The sequence below is a fragment of the Streptomyces sp. CA-251247 genome, from assembly GCF_050952975.1.
GTDB classification, from domain to species: Bacteria; Actinomycetota; Actinomycetes; order Streptomycetales; family Streptomycetaceae; genus Streptomyces; species Streptomyces achmelvichensis.
The window spans coordinates 1,556,631-1,572,909 of the sequence record NZ_CP191861.1 but is presented as its reverse complement, the minus strand read 5'-3'; the positions used below and the strand labels follow the sequence as shown (position 1 = coordinate 1,572,909).

Genomic DNA, 16,279 nt, shown 5'->3' with positions numbered 1-16,279 from the left:
GTCGGCCGAACGCGACTCGGGCCCCGTACGTTCCTCGTGCGGGGCCCACGGCACGCCCTAGAGTGTCGGGGACCTACTGTGCCGTCTGAGATCTGAGGAACACGTGCGCCGACTTGCCGGCCTTCTTGTCGTCCCGCTGCTGCTGTTGTCGTCAGTGGCGTGCGGCAGCGATGACAAGGCCTCCGATTCCGCCTCGATGAAGAACGGACTGCCCGCGATCACCGCGGGGGAGAAGTTCGGGCAGAAGCCGACTCTCGCCAAGGGCGAGGGGGATCCGCCCAAGGAGCTGAAGGTCAATGTCATCAGCGAGGGCAAGGGCCAGAAGATCAAGAAGGGCGACGCGATCCAGGTCAACTACCTGGGCCAGTCGTGGGATTCCACCAAGCCCTTCGACAACAGCTTCGACCGTAAGCAGCCGTTCGATCTGACCCTCGGCGCCGGCCAGGTCATCAAGGGCTGGGACCAGGGCCTGGAGGGCCAGAAGGTCGGCAGCCGCGTCGAGCTGGGCATCCCGCCGGAGCTGGGCTACGGAGCGCAGGGCCAGGGCGACATCAAGCCCAACGCCACGCTCGTCTTCGTCGTCGACATCCTGAAGGCGACCACCATCCCGACCTCCGCCAAGGGCACCGAGGTCGCGCAGGACAACATCGATCTGCCGAAGGTGGGCACCAACACCGACGGCAAGGCCCCCACGGTGACGTTCCCGAAGCAGGCCGACCCCCCGAAGAAGCTCGTCTCGAACTACGTCCTGGAGGGCACGGGACCCGCGCTCACCGACAAGGACAGCGTCGTCGTCCAGTACCAGGCGTTCCTGTGGGCCGGCGGCAAGAAGTTCGACAGCACCTACGACACGGGCAAGACCCAGACCTTCCCACTCGGACAGGTCACCCTCAAGGGGCTCAAGGACGGTCTCATCGGCAAGAAGGTCGGCAGCCGCGTCCTGCTGGTCATCCCGCCGGACCAGGCCTTCGGCGCCAAGGAGCAGCAGGGCATCCCGAAGAACTCCACGCTGGTGTTCGCCGTGGACCTGCTGACGAAGGTGTAAGACTGTCCGGGTTGCCCCGTTCATCATTTAGAGGAGCAGTTCAGTGAGCATCGAGAAGCCCGAGATCGACTTCCCGGGTGGCGAGCCGCCGGCCGACCTGGAGATCAAGGAGATCTGGGAGGGCGACGGCCCGGTGGCCAAGGCGGGCGACACCGTCAAGGTCCACTACGTGGGTGTGGCCTTCTCCACCGGCGAGGAGTTCGACGCCTCCTGGAACCGCGGCACCCCGCTGCAGTTCCAGCTCGGTGTCGGTCAGGTCATCTCCGGCTGGGACCAGGGCGTGCAGGGCATGAAGGTCGGCGGCCGCCGCCAGCTCACCATCCCCGCGCACCTCGCCTACGGCGACCGCGGCGCCGGTGGCGGCGTCATCGCCCCGGGCGAGACGCTGATCTTCGTCTGCGACCTGGTCGGCGTCTGATCGTCTCCGGTCGAAAAGGGCCCATGCTCCCTGGGGGGCATGGGCCCTCGGCTTTCCCGCGACACCCCGGGGCGGTACGGTCGTCGCTGGGCGGAAGTGACTCGATCAGAAGAGGTGCAGGGCGTCGATGGCCATTGCCAAGGCGGAGCGGCTGATGAATCTGGCGCTGTGCCTGCTCGGAACCCGGCGCCCCCTCAGCAAACGCGAACTGCGCGGATCCATCGAGGCCTACCTCGAAGCGGGCTCCGACGACTCCTTCAACCGGATGTTCGAGCGCGACAAGGACGATCTGCGCGAACTCGGCCTGGTCATCGAGACGGTCGAGAACCTCGACGGTGACACCGGCTATCTCGCCCGCCGCGACAGCAACCGGCTGCCCGCCATCACGCTCGACGCCGAGGAAGCGGCCGCTCTCGGCCTCGCGGCCAAGGTCTGGCAGCAGGCCAGGCTCGCCGGAGCTGCCAGCGGCGCCCTCCAGAAACTGCGCGCGGCAGGCATGCCCGAGGCCGAGGACTCCTACGAGGCCCAGCACAGCGCGCTCGAGCCGCGCATCCCCGTGCACGAAGCCGCCTTCGAGCCGCTGATGCTCGCCTGCCGCCACCGCCGGCCCGTCGTCTTCGACTACCGCAAGGGCAACGCCGCCCGCCCCGAGCAGCGCCAGGTCGAACCCTGGACGCTCGAATGCTGGCGCGGCCACTGGTACCTGGCCGGCTGGGACCGGGACCGGGCCGCCGAGCGCGTCTTCCGGCTCTCCCGCATCACCGGCAAGGTCCGCTCGCGCGCCGGCTCCTTCACCGCGCCGGTCCCCGACGTCGTCACCGTCCGCGAGACGGTGGAGAGCTGGGCGGGGGAGACCGCGACCCGCACCGCCCGGATCCGGCTGCGCACCGGCTGCGGCTACCCGCTGCGCGCCAGGGCCGCGTCGGTGCGGGAACTGGGAGACGGCTGGGAAGAGTTGGAGATTCCGTACGGACACGGTCTGGATGCCTGGCTGGTGGAGTTCGGCCCGGATGTCGTCGTCCTGGAGCCCGCGGATCTGCGGGCCGACGTGGTGGAGCGGCTGCGCGCCGTGGCCAAGGGCTGAGGGGGACAGTTACGACCATGGCCGCCAACGCCATCGATCAGACCAGACGGATGCTCTCGCTGGTGACCTATCTGCGCGAGCGCCCCGGCGCCCGCGTCGGTGACGTCGCCCGCGCCTTCGGGATCACCGAGGACGAGCTGATCTCCGACCTCGACGTCCTGCCGATGTGCGGCACGAGCTTCCGGGGCGGTGACCTCCTCGACATCGACACCGACGGCGACCGCATCTGGTGGCACAACCCCGACGACGTCGCCGAGCCGCTGCGGCTCGCGGCCGACGAGGCGACCGCCCTGCTGGTGGCCGCGCGCGCCGTGGCCATGCTGCCCGGGCTGCGCGAGGGCGACCGCGAGGCCCTGATCCGGGCCACCGCCAAGCTGGAGGCGGCCGCGGGCGAGGTGGCCGGGGCGAGCTCCCGGCTGTCCGTGACCTTCGAGTCCGAGGGCGGGGTCTTCGCCGAGGTGGACCGGGCGATCTCGGAGCGCCGGCGGCTGTGGCTGCGGTACTACTCGCCCGCGCGCGACGAGCTCACCGAGCGCGAGGTCGACCCGATCCGGCTCTTCGCCGTCGGACACACCTACATGGAGGCCTGGTGCCGCCTCTCCGAGGCGCGCAGGACCTTCCGGCTCGACCGGGTCGCCGAGATCAAACTGCTCGACGCCCCGTCCGCGCCGCCCGAGATCGAACTACGGGATCTGTCGGAGGGGCTGGTCCAGCCCTCCGCCGACGATCCCGAGGTGGTCATCGAGGTGGGACCCGGCGGCCGCTGGGTGGCGGAGTACTACCCGCACGACAGCGCCGAAGAGCTCGCGGACGGTTGTCTGCGCATCACGCTGCGTACTCCGTCCCCGTCCTCTCTGCGCCGGCTGGCGCTGCGGCTCGGCCAGGACGGCCGGATCGTCGCGCCCCAGGACCTCGCGGACAGCGCGCGGCAGGCGGCGCGTGAGGCGCTCGCGGCCTACGACGGCCAGGAATAGGGAGATTCGCGGCACATGTCTGTGACGTCTGGGTTCGCTGCGTCGATGGCTCCGGTCCTCTTCAAGGCCGGCTGCCCCGACTGCCGAGCGCGCTTCGAGCTGTCCGCCGGGGCGCTGCGGCTCGCGATCGGCGGCAGCCACCGTACGACCTTCTACTCCTTCACCTGCCCCGAGTGCGGCTCCGCCGTCCGCAAGCCGGCGGGGGAGCGCATCGTCGAACTCCTCACCGGCGGCGGGGTGAGCACGCTGCGGCTCCACTCCACCGGCAACGTCTAGTGCCGCTCCCGGCACGCTTCGCCCTGTCGCGCCGCCCTGCACACACCGCACGACGCTCCTCAACGGGCAAACACTGCCGGTCGAGGCACTAGGCTCTGCGCATGTTCTGGCCCATGCTCGCCATCGCTCTCGGCTTCCTCGGGATCGCCGTTCTCGGCGTCCTCGCGATCCGGGTGTTCGTCGAGGCCCAGCGGCTCGGACACGAGGTCGCCCGCACCACGGAGCGGATCAACCGCGCCGCCGAGGACCTGGAGAAGGCGGCCGGCGAGATGGCCCGTACCGGCGAGACTTTGCGCTGAATCCCTGGTGAGGGCGGGGCTTCGGGGCCGCGGGACGCGGAGGTAGGCTTCTCCCAGCGGTCCAGTCGGCGAGGCACGGGCCGCAACGGCGAGTATGCACAGGCATTGCCCTGCGTTTACTCCCCCGGGTTACGATCGCTCACACAGCACGGCGGTCGGACGCCTGTCCGACCAGCAGGCCAGCCCCACCCCAGCCGCCTCGGTGAGAAGGTACACGCTTATGTTCGGACGGATCGGCGCTCCGGAGATCATCCTGATCCTCGTCGTCATCATCCTCCTGTTCGGCGCCAAGAAGCTTCCGGACATGGCCCGTTCGCTGGGCAAGTCCGCCCGCATCCTCAAGAGCGAGGCCAAGGCGATGAAGTCGGAGGGCGGTCAGCAGCCCGCGCCCGCCGACCCGCCGCAGCCCGGTACGCCGCAGGACCAGGCCAACCCGCGCACGATCAAGGCCGCTCCCGGCGATGTGACCAGCTCGCGTCCCGTGACCGAGCCGACGGACACCACCCAGCGCTGAGACAGAGCCGCCCAGGGCCCCGTCACCGGTGAGGGCCTGCCGCACGAGATGAGGACGTGGGTTGCTCAAGTCTGCCCGCAAGCAGGAGAGGGATCCCGAGGGGCGGATGCCCCTCGTGGAGCACCTGCGTGAGCTTCGGAACAGGCTCGCGAAGGGACTCCTGGCGATCGTGGCCATCACGGTCGTCGCCGCCTTCTTCTACAACGACATCATCAACTTCTTCACCAAGCCCGTTCTGGAGTCGGTGGGTTGCCCCAGCTCCTTCTCGGAGCTGGCGAAGAAGCCCGAGGACACCACGTGCGCGCAGATCACCATCAATGGCCTGCTGACGCCGTTCACCCTCGCGCTGAAGGTCTCCCTCATGGCGGGTGTGGTCCTCGCCTCGCCGATCTGGCTCTACCAGCTGTGGGCCTTCCTCGCGCCCGGCCTGCACAAGAGTGAGAAGAAGTACGCGCTGATCTTCGTCGGCGCCGGCTTCCCCCTCTTCCTGGGCGGCGGTTACTTCGCCTACCAGGTGCTGCCGACCACCGCGAAGGTGCTGATCGAGTTCACACCGTTCGGTGTGGACAACCTGCTGCCGCTGGACGATCTGCTCGACCTCGTGACCCGTATGGTGATCGTCTTCGGTCTCGCCTTCGAGCTGCCGCTGCTGCTGGTCCTGCTCAACCTCGGCGGGGTCATCACCGGCCGGCGGATGCTCGGCTGGTGGCGCGGCATGATCATGGGCATCACCGTCTTCGCCGCCCTGGCCACGCCCAGCACCGACCCGCTGACGATGATCGCGCTGGCGGCGCCGATCACCGTGCTGTACTTCGTCGCCACCGGCATCTCGCTGGTCAACGACCGCCGCCGGGCCATCCGGGACGCCAAGGGCCCCCGGGCCGACGAGGCCTCCGAGCTGGACCTCACGCCGGAGGAGATCGGCGAGATCGAGCCCGTCTCCGCGACGCGCGCCCTGCCGGAGCAGGCGACGGGCGAGGCGGACGGCGGACGCTCGCACCGGCTCAACGGATACGACGACATCACCTGAGACGCGGGATGTGCGAAGGGGCCGGACGGAATCTCCGTCCGGCCCCTTCGCACATCCCGGGCGGGGCGCTGGGCCGTGTCCGTACGGCGCCTTCGCCCGCCTGCAGCGCGTCCGGCGGGGTCGCGGGGGCGGACAATAAAGATCGCGGTGACTGTCAGAGCTGACGGGTAGGCTCGTGTACAAGATGACCGAGGACCTCTCTCCCGCTGAGCGCTACGCCGCCGCCCGCATCCGCGCCGTCGAGGAGGCCACTGCGCTGGCCCCCTTCCGCGAGATGTACGAATTCGATCTGGACCCGTTCCAGATCGAAGCCTGTCAGGCTCTGGAAGCGGGCAAGGGCGTGCTCGTCGCCGCACCCACCGGGTCCGGCAAGACCATCGTCGGCGAGTTCGCCGTCCACCTGGCCCTTCAGCAGGGCCGCAAATGCTTCTACACCACGCCCATCAAGGCGCTGTCCAACCAGAAGTACGCCGACCTGGCCAAGCGCTACGGCGCGGACAAGGTCGGCCTGCTGACCGGCGACAACAGCATCAACTCCGAGGCGCCGGTGGTCGTGATGACCACCGAGGTGCTGCGCAACATGCTGTACGCGGGCTCGCAGTCGCTGCTCGGCCTCGGCCATGTGGTGATGGACGAGGTCCACTACCTCTCCGACCGCTTCCGCGGCGCCGTGTGGGAGGAAGTGATCATCCACCTCCCCGAGTCGGTGACGCTCGTGTCGCTCTCCGCGACCGTCTCCAACGCGGAGGAGTTCGGTGACTGGCTGGACACCGTCCGTGGCGACACCGAAGTGATCGTCTCCGAGCACCGGCCCGTGCCGCTGTGGCAGCACGTCATGGCCGGCCGGCGGATGTACGACCTGTTCGAGGAGGAGAGCGACCACGGCGGCCGGGGGACCGGGCGGCGCGAGGTCAACCCCGACCTGGTGCGCCTGGCGCGGATGGAGAACCAGCGCACGTACAACCCGCGTGACCGGCGGCGCGGCAAGATGGTGCGCGAGGCCGACCGCGAGCGCGAGCGCCGTCAGCGCAGCCGGATCTGGACGCCCGGGCGTCCCGAGGTCATCGACCGGCTCGACGCGGAAGGGCTGCTGCCCGCGATCACCTTCATCTTCAGCCGGGCCGGCTGCGAGGCCGCCGTACAGCAATGCCTGTACGCAGGGCTGCGGTTGAACGACGACGAGGCGCGGGTGAGGGTGCGCGAGATCGTCGAGGAGCGGACCGGGTCGATCCCCACGGAGGATCTGCACGTCCTCGGGTACTACGAGTGGCTGGAGGGCCTGGAACGGGGCGTGGCCGCGCACCACGCCGGCATGCTGCCGACCTTCAAGGAAGTCGTCGAGGAACTCTTCGTCCGCGGCCTGGTCAAGGCCGTGTTCGCCACGGAGACGCTGGCGCTCGGCATCAACATGCCCGCGCGTTCCGTGGTGTTGGAGAAGCTCGTCAAGTGGAACGGCGAGCAGCACGCGGACATCACGCCCGGTGAGTACACCCAGTTGACGGGGCGCGCGGGGCGGCGCGGTATCGACGTCGAGGGCCACGCCGTGGTGCTGTGGCAGCGCGGCATGGACCCGGCCGCGCTCGCCGGTCTCGCCGGCACGCGGACCTACCCCCTGCGCTCCAGCTTCAGGCCGTCGTACAACATGGCGGTCAATCTGGTGCAGCAGTTCGGGCGGCACCGTTCGCGCGAGCTGCTGGAGACGTCGTTCGCGCAGTTCCAGGCGGACCGGTCCGTCGTCGGTATCTCGCGTCAGGTCCAGAAGAACGAAGAGGGCCTGGAGGGCTACCGCGCGGGCATGACCTGCCACCTCGGCGACTTCGAGGAGTACGCGCGGCTGCGCCGTGAACTCAAGGACCGCGAGAACGAGCTGGCGAAGCAGGGAGCGGCCCAGCGGCGGGCCGCGGCGGCGACCTCGCTGGAGAAGCTGAAGCCCGGCGACGTCATCCACGTCCCGACGGGCAAGTTCGCCGGTCTGGCGCTGGTGCTCGACCCCGGTATCCCGGCGGGACGGACCAACGGCCACCGCGGGTTCGAACAGCACGACGGCCCGCGGCCGTTGGTGCTGACCGCCGAGCGGCAGGTCAAGCGGCTGGCGTCGATGGACTTCCCGGTGCCGGTGGAGCCGCTGGAGCGGATGCGGATCCCGAAGTCGTTCAACGCGCGGTCACCGCAGTCGCGGCGCGACCTGGCGTCCGCGCTGCGCACCAAGGCGGGTCACATCGTCCCCGACCGGCACCGCAAGCAGCGGGCGACAGCGGCGGACGACCGCGAGATCGCCCGGCTGCGTTCGGAGTTGCGCGCGCACCCGTGCCACGGCTGCGACGAGCGCGAGGACCATGCGCGCTGGGCCGAGCGCTACCACCGGCTCCAGCGGGACACGCGTCAGCTGGAGCGGCGGATCGAGGGGCGGACGAACACCATCGCCCGCACTTTCGACCGGATCGTGGCGCTGCTGACCGAGATGGACTATCTGCGCGACGACGAGGTCACCGAACACGGCAAGCGTCTCGCCCGGCTCTACGGCGAGCTCGACCTGCTGGCGAGCGAGTGCTTGCGCGAGGGTGTGTGGGAGGGGCTCGACCCGGCCGAACTGGCCGCGTGCGTCTCGGCGTTGGTCTACGAGGCGCGTCAGTCGGACGACGCGGTGGCCCCGAAGGTCCCGGCGGGCAAGGCGAAGGTCGCGCTCGGCGAGATGGTGCACATCTGGGGCAGGCTCGACGCGCTCGAAGAGGACTTCAAGATCAACCAGACGGAGGGCGTGGGCCAGCGGGAACCGGACCTGGGCTTCGCCTGGGCGGCGTACCAGTGGGCGTCGGACAAGAGCCTGGACGAGGTGCTGCGCGAGGCGGACATGCCGGCGGGTGACTTCGTGCGGTGGACGAAGCAGGTGATCGACGTACTCGGTCAGATCGCGGCGGCGGCACCGAGGGAAGGCAGCACGGTCTCGAAGAACGCGCGCAAGGCGGTGGACGGGTTGCTGCGGGGGGTTGTTGCGTACAGCTCGGTCGGTTGAGCGGGCGTGGTGTGGAGCGGGTCCTCTTGGGCGGGTTTTTGTGGTGCGGCTGCGCTTGGTCCGGTGGGTGGGTGCGGGGGCCGGGTTCTCCGGAGGGGGGTGTCCGGACTGCTTTCTCACCGCGCTTCGCGCGAGTTGCTGAAGCTTTGACGTCCGGACACCCCCCTCCTGCGCCCCCGTCCCCCTCCCGCCCGTCAGCGATCCCCCGACCGGTCTGCCGACGGACTAGGGCTCGTGCTGCGGGGGTGCGGATACGGGTCCGGCGGGAGCGAGGGCTCGGGTTCAGGGACGGGGACGTGCAGGGGTCGTGTCCGGGACGTCAAAGCGCCCGCAACTCGCGCGAAGCGCGGTGAGGACCGCAGTCCCGGACATGACCCCGGAACGGCACCGGGACAGCAACCGAACAACCGGCCGCGCCACAACCACCTGAGGGCCCAGCCACAAGAACCCGCACCGAACAACCGGCTGAGCCACAAGCACCTCGGTCCGAGCCACATGGGCCCGAGCCACAAGAACCCCCACCGAACAAGGGCCCGAGCCACAAGACCCCGAGCCGGACAACCGGCCGCGCCACAACCACCTGAGGGCCCAGCCACAACAGATCGATCCCGACCAATCCGATACCCCTCCGGCACCGAATTCCCCCCTGAGGGACGGTGCCGGACGCCGTTCGGAGGGAGCGGGAATGACAGTGAACCGGTCTCGCACGGCCGTGGTGGGCAGCGGTGTCGCCCATCTGCGCGCGGCGGACGTCGTGCGGCGCTCCCTCGATGCGGCACCCGGCGACCGTCCGCGTCCTGCCGTGCACCGCGGGGCTCAACCCCGCCTGTTCTCACGCGAATTGCTCGTACAGCCTCGTCCCGTTCGTGTTCCTCAGGAGGGTGTGAAGTGACCGTGTCCGTGTCCTCAGCGTCCCCCGCGCGCCCGCGCACCGCCCCCGTCGATGCCCGGCGCTGGCCCGACGTGGCCGGCCTGCCCCGGACGTCCCCGCTGCGGACGGCGGTCGCCGAACGGCTCGTGCGTCGCGCGCTCGGCAGGCTGCCGTTGCGGGTGCGCCTCGGTGGCGGGGAACCGGTCGGGCGGGGTGGGCCGTTCATGGAGGTCCACGAGCCGCAGCGCTTCTTCCGGCGCATCGGGCACAGCGGCCTCATCGGTTTCGGTGAGTCGTACATGGCGGGCGAGTGGGAGGCCCGCGACCTCGTCGGCGTACTCACCGTGCTCGCCGAGAACGCCGCCTCGCTCGTGCCGGGAACGCTGCAACGGCTGCGTGACGCGTGGGCGATCCCGCAGCCGGCCGAGCACCGCAACACGGTCGAGGGCGCCCAGGCCAACGTCAGCCATCACTTCGATCTCTCCAACGAGTTGTTCGCGCTCTTCCTCGACGAGACCCTGTCGTACTCCTCCGCCCTCTTCCGCGGGTTCCCCGCCGAGCCGCAGTTGCTGGCCGCCGCGCAGCACCGCAGGATCGACCGGCTGCTCGACCGGGCGAACGTCACCGCCGGGACCCAGCTGCTGGAGATCGGCACGGGCTGGGGAGAGCTGGCGATCCGCGCGGCGCAGCGCGGGGCACGTGTGCTGACCGTGACGCTCTCACGGGAGCAGCAGGTGCTCGCCCGCCGGCGGATCCGCCGGGCCGGTCTCGAGGACCGGGTGACCGTCCTGCTGCGGGACTACCGCAACGTCCTCGGGCGTTACGACGCCATCGTGAGCGGGGAGACCGTCGAGGCGGTCGGCGCGGAGTTCTGGCCCGACTACTTCATGGCGCTGGACCGTCTGCTCGCGCCCGGCGGCCGGGTCGCCCTCCAGACCATCACCATGCCGCACGACCGGATGACCGCCTCCCGGAGCACGCACACCTGGATCCAGAAGTACATCTTCCCCGGCGGCATGGTGCCGTCGGCCGAGGCGATCGAGCAGGTCGTCGGCGGCTGCACCGCTCTGCGCGTGGCGGCGCGGGACAGCTTCGGACCGCACTACGCGGAAACCCTGCGGCTGTGGCGCGAACGCTTCACCGAGCGGGCCGCCGACGTCGGAGCCCTCGGCTTCGACGAGACCTTCCGCCGGATGTGGACCTTCTATCTCGCCTACTCCGAAGCGGGCTTCCGCTCCGGCTATCTGGACGTCCAGCAGCTGCTGCTGACCAAGGACGGGCCGGGTTCATGACCGGCCCGGCGCGGCCCCGGGGCTTCTGTCCGGCGCGGCCCCGGGGCTTCTGACAGCGCCCCGGGTCAGACCTGACCGCGGGCCTGCTCGCAGCGTGCCCGGCCCTCCTCCGGGTCCACCAGTGGCTCCGGGTAGTCGAGTCGGGCCCGCCGCAGATCGTCGAGAGCCCAGGGCCGGTGCACCTCGGGCCCGGCCAGCTCGGCGAGTTCGGGAACCCAGCGGCGCACATGGTCGCCGTGCGGGTCGAAGCGCTGCGCCGACGCGAGCGGATCGAGGACCCTGTCCGTCCGCGGATCCGTTCCGGTGCCCGCGGCCCCCTGCCAGTTGAGTTGGTTGTCGGCGATGTCCCCGTCGACCAGCAGGTCCAGGAAGTGACGCGCCCCGATGCGCCAGTCCACGTACAGCGTCTTCGTCAGGTAGTCCGCCGCGAGCAGCCGGGAGCGGTGGTGCATCCAACCCTCGTGCAGCAGCTGCCGCATGCCCGCGTCCACGACGGGGCAGCCGGTGCGCCCCTCCTTCCACGCGGTGACGTCCTTCTCGTCCCGGCGCCACCGGTCGCCGCGCGGACGGTAGTCGGCGTGGGCCGCGTCCGGGCGCGCCGCGAGGACCTGATGGTGGAAGTCCCGCCGTGCCAGCCGCCGTACGAACGCGTCCGCGCCCGGGCCGTCCACGCTGCGTGCCCGCCCCACCAGTTCGGCCGCGGACAGGGTGCCGAAATGCAGATGGGGCGAGAGCCGCGAGGTGGTGTCCCCGGACAGGTCGTCGTGCCGCTCCCCGTACGCCTCGGTGCCCGGGCCGCCGCGGTCGAGCCAGGCGGTCAGCCGCTGCCGTCCCTCGTGCTCACCGCCCCTGGCGACCGCGGGCGACACCCCGGTCACCGCGGTCCGCCGGGGCAGCGGATGGCCCGCCAGCTCGGGGACCGGCACGGCGCGGGGCGGTGCCACCACCTCGCGCAGGCCCGCCCGGGTCCAGCTGCCGAAGTACGGCTCGAACGCCGCGTAGTGGTTGCTGTCGGCGGGTGTCAGCTGCCCGGGTGGCACCGCGGTGGTGACCCCCTCGTGCACATGCAGGACGCATCGGACCGCCGTCAGCGCCGTGCGCAGCAGGTCCTCCCGGCGTTTGGCATAGGCGCTGACGCCGGCGGCGATGTGCACCGCGCGGGCGCCGCTCTCGGTGACGACCCGGCACACCTGCTCGGTGACATCGCCGATACGGATCACCAGGCGGCCCCCTCGCTCCCGCAGACCCGCGTCGAGCGAGGCGAGGCAATCCGCCAGAAAGGCACGGCGGTTGGGCACGGCGAACCCCGCCCGCTGCACCCCGCGGTCCACCACGAACAACGGCACCACCTCGTCCGCCCCGCGCACGGCGGCGCACAGCGCCGGCTGGTCGTGCACCCGCAGGTCGGAGGTGAAGAGCATGACCGCAACACTCATGAGCCGTCCTTCCTCAGGCAGGGAAGTTCATCAGAGCCACGGGGTCGCTGGTGGGCTTCGGCGAGCCGCCGGCCGGCTCGACGGTGACGCCCATGCCGGAGGCCGCGTTCACCGGACCGTCCATCAGGAGCGCGTTGTCGGCGGTGGCAGGGTCCATCAGTCCGGCCGGCCGCATGGTGCCGCCGTCGTTGAACCAGAGCTGGTAGACCTTGCCCGCCGGGGGCCTGGGCAGCCCCGAGACGAGGAAGGCAGCCTGGTTGCGGCTCTTGGAGACAACGATCGTGCCGCGGCCGCCGTCCTGGAGCTTGGTACTGCTGACCCGGGCGTCCGGCGCGGCGAGGACCGCGGCGAGCTCGGCCGTCTGCTGCTCCGCGCGATGCGCCGCCCGGCGGGCGTCCTGAGCCTCCTGGTGCTGCCAGAAAGAGACCCCGCCGAAGGCGGCGGCCGCCGCGAGACAGGCCGCCAGCACGAAGCGGGACAGCCCGCGGCTGCGGCGCCGGCCGGCGTGCAGCCGGGTGACGCGCGGCGGCTGCTGGCGTTCGGCGGATATCTTGCGCATCACCTGCTGTTTGAGCGCGGGTGGCGGGACCACGGCGGCGGCCATGCCCAATTTGCTGACCGTCGCGGCGAGTTCCCTCACCTCCTGTTCGCAGGACGGACAGTTCTCCATGTGCCGCTCGAACTCGGCGCGCTCGTCGGGCGCCAGCGCGTGCAGCACATAGGCGCCGGTCAGCGTGTGCAGATCAGCGGTGGTCATGCGCTCACCCCCAGGCAGTCGCGCAGCCGGATGAGCCCGTCGCGCAGTCTCGTCTTGACCGTGCCCAGCGGCACGGAGAGCAGTTCGGCCACTTCGCGGTAGGCCAGCCCCCGGTAGTACGCGAGGGTCACCGACTGGCGCTGGAGCTCGGTCAGTCCGCCGAGGCACCGCCGTACCTGCTCGCGTTCGAGCCGGGCCTCGACCTGCTCGGTGACCTCGTCGTACGCGGGTGTCCGCTCCAGCAGCGCGGCCCGCCGTTCGCGGTCCGTGGCCGCCTGCGCCGACCGGACGCGGTCCACCGCGCGCCGGTGCGCGAGCGTGAGGATCCAGGTCATGGCCGATCCGCGGGTCGGCTGGAAACGTGCCGCGGTGCGCCACACCTCGATCAGCACTTCCTGGGTCACCTCCTCCGACTGGGCCGGGTCCCGCAACACGGCCCGGACCAGGCCGAGTACCGGTCCGCACGCCGCGTCGTACACCCGCGAGAAGGCGTCCTGGTCACCGCGGGCCACCAGGGCGAGCAACTGTTGCAGATCTGGTCGCGCCGAGGCGGGACCGCCGATGCGTACGGCGTCGTTCACGCAGCTTCCTCCACTGTGCGGGCATCTCGTCCGGACAGAATCACCAGGCATTCGGTGCTGCTGGTGCTGCGGATTGGTCCGGGTTCGCAGATGGTTGCACGAGTGGGGTCCGGGCGGTCCCGCAGGTACCCGTCGGTGGGGGCGGTTCGGGCCGGGAGCCGGGCCAGGGCTCCTGACTAGCGCCCCTGAACGGACACCGGCCGGGTGGTCCGGTCGGCGCCGGCGGCCGCACGGGCGGCGGACCGCATCCGTACCGCGCGCAGCAGCAGGAAGGCGGGGAACGCGAGCGGGGAGAGCAGGATGGTGAAGACCAGCAGCGGGCTCATCACCAGAGGGCTGATCCCCAGCCGCCGTCCTTCGAGGTACATCCACTGGCCGAGCAGCAGGTCCCAGGCGATGACCTGCGCCCACACCGCGCCCGCGCCGCCCGCCAGTTCGGTCAGCTCGCGGAACCTGTCGATGTCCGGGCTGCTCACGGCCGTCCAGATCTCCGGGAAGACCGGGACGGCCATGGTCACGTAGACGACCAGCACCGGGAGGACGGTCAGCGGGGACGCGGCGACGCGGGCGGTGACGCGCCGGGTCGGCGCGAAGATCATCAGCAGCCACACCGGACTCGCCAGATAGAAGGAGAGCTGGAAGAGGAAGGCGGTCATGGTGCGAGCTCCTTTCCGGGTCCGAGGGGCCCGAGTCGCCGGGAACGTGGCTATGGATAGTGGAACTACCCACTATCGGATAGCCTCACTATCCATGACGTGCAGGTGCACCGGCAAGGGCGGAAGGATGAACACGTCGTGCGCATAGGGGAGTTGAGCCGCAGGACCGGCGTGCCGGTACCCACGATCAAGTACTACGTCCGGGAAGGGCTCCTGCCGGCCGGCCGGCTGACCAGCCCGAACCAGGCGGCATACGACGAGGTACACGAACGCCGACTGCGCCTGATCCGCGCCCTGTTGGATGTCGGTGGCCTCAAGGTGGCGGCGGTCGCGGACGTACTCGCCGCTGTCGACGACGGCGGCAGGTCGGTGCACAGTGTGCTGGGTGTGGCCGCGGATCTGATCGCCCCGCGGTACGCCGGGGGAGAGGCGGATGCCGAACGGGACGCCGCGCGCGTGCTGGTGCGGGAACTGATCGCCCGGCGCGGCTGGCTCGTCGAGGACGACTCCCCGGCCGCGGACGCGCTCGCGACGGCCCTGGCCGCGCTGGGGCGGGCCGGCCACGGGGACTTCGCCCAGGTGCTCGACACCTACGCGGACGCGGCGGAGAAGGTGGCACGGACGGACCTGGCGTATGTCGCGCGCCGGGCGGGCCGGGACGGTGTGGTGGAGAGCGCGGTCGTCGGCACGGTCCTCGGGGACGCGCTCCTGGCGTCACTGCGCAGGCTCGCGCACGCGGACGGTTCGGCGTGGGCGTACGTGAACGGCCAGGGTGGGGCGGCGAGGTCGACCGGGGTGGGATAGCCGCGCGAACAGGGCGCGGGGCTGAAGTGGGGGACCGGCGGAGGCGGTTGCCCGATTGACGTGCGGGTGCGGGTGCGGGTGCGGGTGCGGGGCGGCCGGCGGTCGCGGACCTGGACCGGGCGGGCGGTCGAGGCGCGAGCGCCCGGTGCTCGGGCGCGATGCGGGCTCGGCTCGGCCGCCGCGGGTGTCGACAGCGCGCGGGCGGTCGTTCGTCGAGGTGTGCACCTCGCGAGGACCGTCACGTCGGCACCCGCGTACGCGAGATGCTCGGCGAGGCGCCTCGCCCCCGGGTCACCCGGGCCGGGCCCGTGAGCAGGCCCGCTCGACCCCAGGCGCACGCCCCCGACGCGTCGTCAGGCCGCCGGTTCCTGCTCCCGCTCCACCTGCTCGTTCCACTCGCGCTTCACCGCGCGCCACGCCTCGTCGCTCTGGCCCAGTCGCCAGTAACCCGAGATCGACAGCTGTTCGCGCGGTACCTGCCGCTCCAGTCGCAGATGGCGGCGCAGTTCCTTCACGAAGCCCGCCTCGCCGTGGACGAACGCGCACATCGTGCCCTCGGGGAACTCCAGCGCGGTCACCGCCGCCACCAGCGCCTCGCCGACCGGCCGGCCCGAGCGGTACAGCCAGTGGATCTCCACGCCGTCGGGCGTGACGACCTTCTGCTCGTCCTCGGGGCCGTCGACCTCCACGAAGGCGTGCACCCGCGCACCCGTCGGCATGTTCTCCAGTGCCGCGGCGATCGCCGGCAGCGCGCTCTCGTCGCCCACCAGCAGATGCCAGTCCGCAGCCGGGTCGGGCGCGTATCCGCCGCCGGGGCCGAGGATGCGCAGGGTGTCACCCACGCGGGCCCTCGCCGCCCAGGGGCCGGCGAGGCCCTCGTCGCCGTGGACCACGAAGTCGATCGTCAGCTCGCCGCTGTCCCGGTCCCAACTCCGGACCGTGTACGTGCGGTTCGCGGGCCACTGATCGCGCGGGAACTCCGCACGGATCCGGTCCATGTCGAACGGCTCCGGGTAGCTGACGCCCTCGGGCGTGAACAGGAGCTTGACGTAGTGGTCGGTGAAGCCGTCGAGACCGAAGTCCGCCAGCCCTTCGCCTCCGAGGACGATGCGCACCATGTGCGGGGTGAGGTGCTCGGTGTGCACCACCCGCGACTCGTAGGCCTTCGGTGACGTGCGGGCCGGTCGTTCTGCCACGGCGGTCTCCCTGAACTCGTGCTGCTTAGGCTT

The 16,279-nt window shown here is 71.0% G+C and carries 16 protein-coding genes; 11 read left to right on the top strand and 5 right to left on the bottom strand.

Translation table 11 applies throughout. The features are described from left to right. The first annotated feature begins 103 nt into the window (after positions 1-103). The 10 genes from ACQPWZ_RS06915 to ACQPWZ_RS06870 all read left to right on the top strand — a co-directional run bounded on the left by ACQPWZ_RS06915 (position 104) and on the right by ACQPWZ_RS06870 (position 10,816). Positions 104-1,045 (top strand): FKBP-type peptidyl-prolyl cis-trans isomerase, encoded by a 942-nt coding sequence (locus tag ACQPWZ_RS06915; RefSeq protein ID WP_340472202.1) that lies wholly within the window; start codon positions 104-106, stop codon positions 1,043-1,045. Between the two features lie 43 nt (positions 1,046-1,088). Next, entirely contained in the window at positions 1,089-1,463 is a 375-nt protein-coding gene (locus ACQPWZ_RS06910; protein ID WP_340472201.1) for an FKBP-type peptidyl-prolyl cis-trans isomerase, read from the top strand. A 127-nt stretch (positions 1,464-1,590) separates the two neighbouring features. Further along, on the top strand, positions 1,591-2,547 hold the full coding sequence (locus ACQPWZ_RS06905; RefSeq protein WP_340472200.1) for a helix-turn-helix transcriptional regulator: 957 nt from the start codon (positions 1,591-1,593) through the stop codon (positions 2,545-2,547). Between the two features lie 17 nt (positions 2,548-2,564). Beyond that, complete coding sequence (locus tag ACQPWZ_RS06900; RefSeq protein WP_327685105.1) at positions 2,565-3,521, top strand: helix-turn-helix transcriptional regulator; 957 nt, start codon at positions 2,565-2,567, stop codon at positions 3,519-3,521. Positions 3,522-3,536: 15 nt separating this feature from the next. Further along, entirely contained in the window at positions 3,537-3,797 is a 261-nt protein-coding gene (locus ACQPWZ_RS06895) for a hypothetical protein (protein ID WP_340472199.1), read from the top strand. A 101-nt stretch (positions 3,798-3,898) separates the two neighbouring features. Further along, positions 3,899-4,096 carry a hypothetical protein gene (locus ACQPWZ_RS06890; protein ID WP_356706503.1) on the top strand — a complete coding sequence of 66 codons (198 nt, stop codon included), beginning with the start codon at positions 3,899-3,901 and terminating at the stop codon, positions 4,094-4,096. 220 nt (positions 4,097-4,316) lie between these two features. After that, positions 4,317-4,610 carry a Sec-independent protein translocase subunit TatA gene (gene tatA / locus ACQPWZ_RS06885; protein ID WP_313947331.1) on the top strand — a complete coding sequence of 98 codons (294 nt, stop codon included), beginning with the start codon at positions 4,317-4,319 and terminating at the stop codon, positions 4,608-4,610. Between the two features lie 61 nt (positions 4,611-4,671). Beyond that, positions 4,672-5,640 carry a twin-arginine translocase subunit TatC gene (tatC, locus tag ACQPWZ_RS06880; RefSeq protein ID WP_340472198.1) on the top strand — a complete coding sequence of 323 codons (969 nt, stop codon included), beginning with the start codon at positions 4,672-4,674 and terminating at the stop codon, positions 5,638-5,640. 184 nt (positions 5,641-5,824) lie between these two features. Continuing rightward, positions 5,825-8,653 carry a DEAD/DEAH box helicase gene (locus ACQPWZ_RS06875; RefSeq protein ID WP_405568531.1) on the top strand — a complete coding sequence of 943 codons (2,829 nt, stop codon included), beginning with the start codon at positions 5,825-5,827 and terminating at the stop codon, positions 8,651-8,653. A gap of 888 nt (positions 8,654-9,541) precedes the next feature. After that, positions 9,542-10,816, top strand: coding sequence for a class I SAM-dependent methyltransferase (locus ACQPWZ_RS06870; RefSeq protein ID WP_405568529.1), 1,275 nt, complete (start codon positions 9,542-9,544; stop codon positions 10,814-10,816). Between the two features lie 65 nt (positions 10,817-10,881). Here the strand turns inward: ACQPWZ_RS06870 and ACQPWZ_RS06865 are convergent, their stop codons facing one another. The 4 genes from ACQPWZ_RS06865 to ACQPWZ_RS06850 all read right to left on the bottom strand — a co-directional run bounded on the left by ACQPWZ_RS06865 (position 10,882) and on the right by ACQPWZ_RS06850 (position 14,246). Continuing rightward, the gene (locus ACQPWZ_RS06865; protein WP_433570904.1) at positions 10,882-12,252 is read right to left on the bottom strand and encodes a cryptochrome/photolyase family protein; all 1,371 of its coding nucleotides are present in this window, start codon (positions 12,250-12,252) and stop codon (positions 10,882-10,884) included. Between the two features lie 13 nt (positions 12,253-12,265). Then, entirely contained in the window at positions 12,266-13,009 is a 744-nt protein-coding gene (locus ACQPWZ_RS06860) for an anti-sigma factor (RefSeq protein ID WP_340472195.1), read from the bottom strand. Then, positions 13,006-13,590, bottom strand: a complete 585-nt coding sequence (locus tag ACQPWZ_RS06855) for a sigma-70 family RNA polymerase sigma factor (RefSeq protein ID WP_313947336.1) — start codon at positions 13,588-13,590, stop codon at positions 13,006-13,008. The genes ACQPWZ_RS06860 and ACQPWZ_RS06855 overlap by 4 nt, the downstream gene beginning before the upstream one ends. Before the next feature lie 176 nt (positions 13,591-13,766). After that, complete coding sequence (locus ACQPWZ_RS06850) at positions 13,767-14,246, bottom strand: ABA4-like family protein (RefSeq protein WP_340472194.1); 480 nt, start codon at positions 14,244-14,246, stop codon at positions 13,767-13,769. A 138-nt stretch (positions 14,247-14,384) separates the two neighbouring features. On the opposite strand from ACQPWZ_RS06850, the gene ACQPWZ_RS06845 reads away from it, so the two are divergent. Further along, positions 14,385-15,050: a MerR family transcriptional regulator gene (locus tag ACQPWZ_RS06845; RefSeq protein ID WP_356706031.1), complete on the top strand. Its 666-nt coding sequence runs from the start codon at positions 14,385-14,387 to the stop codon at positions 15,048-15,050. 353 nt (positions 15,051-15,403) lie between these two features. On the opposite strand, the gene ACQPWZ_RS06840 is transcribed toward ACQPWZ_RS06845, so the two are convergent. Further along, positions 15,404-16,246 (bottom strand): siderophore-interacting protein, encoded by an 843-nt coding sequence (locus tag ACQPWZ_RS06840; RefSeq protein ID WP_433570903.1) that lies wholly within the window; start codon positions 16,244-16,246, stop codon positions 15,404-15,406. Positions 16,247-16,279: the final 33 nt, after the last annotated feature.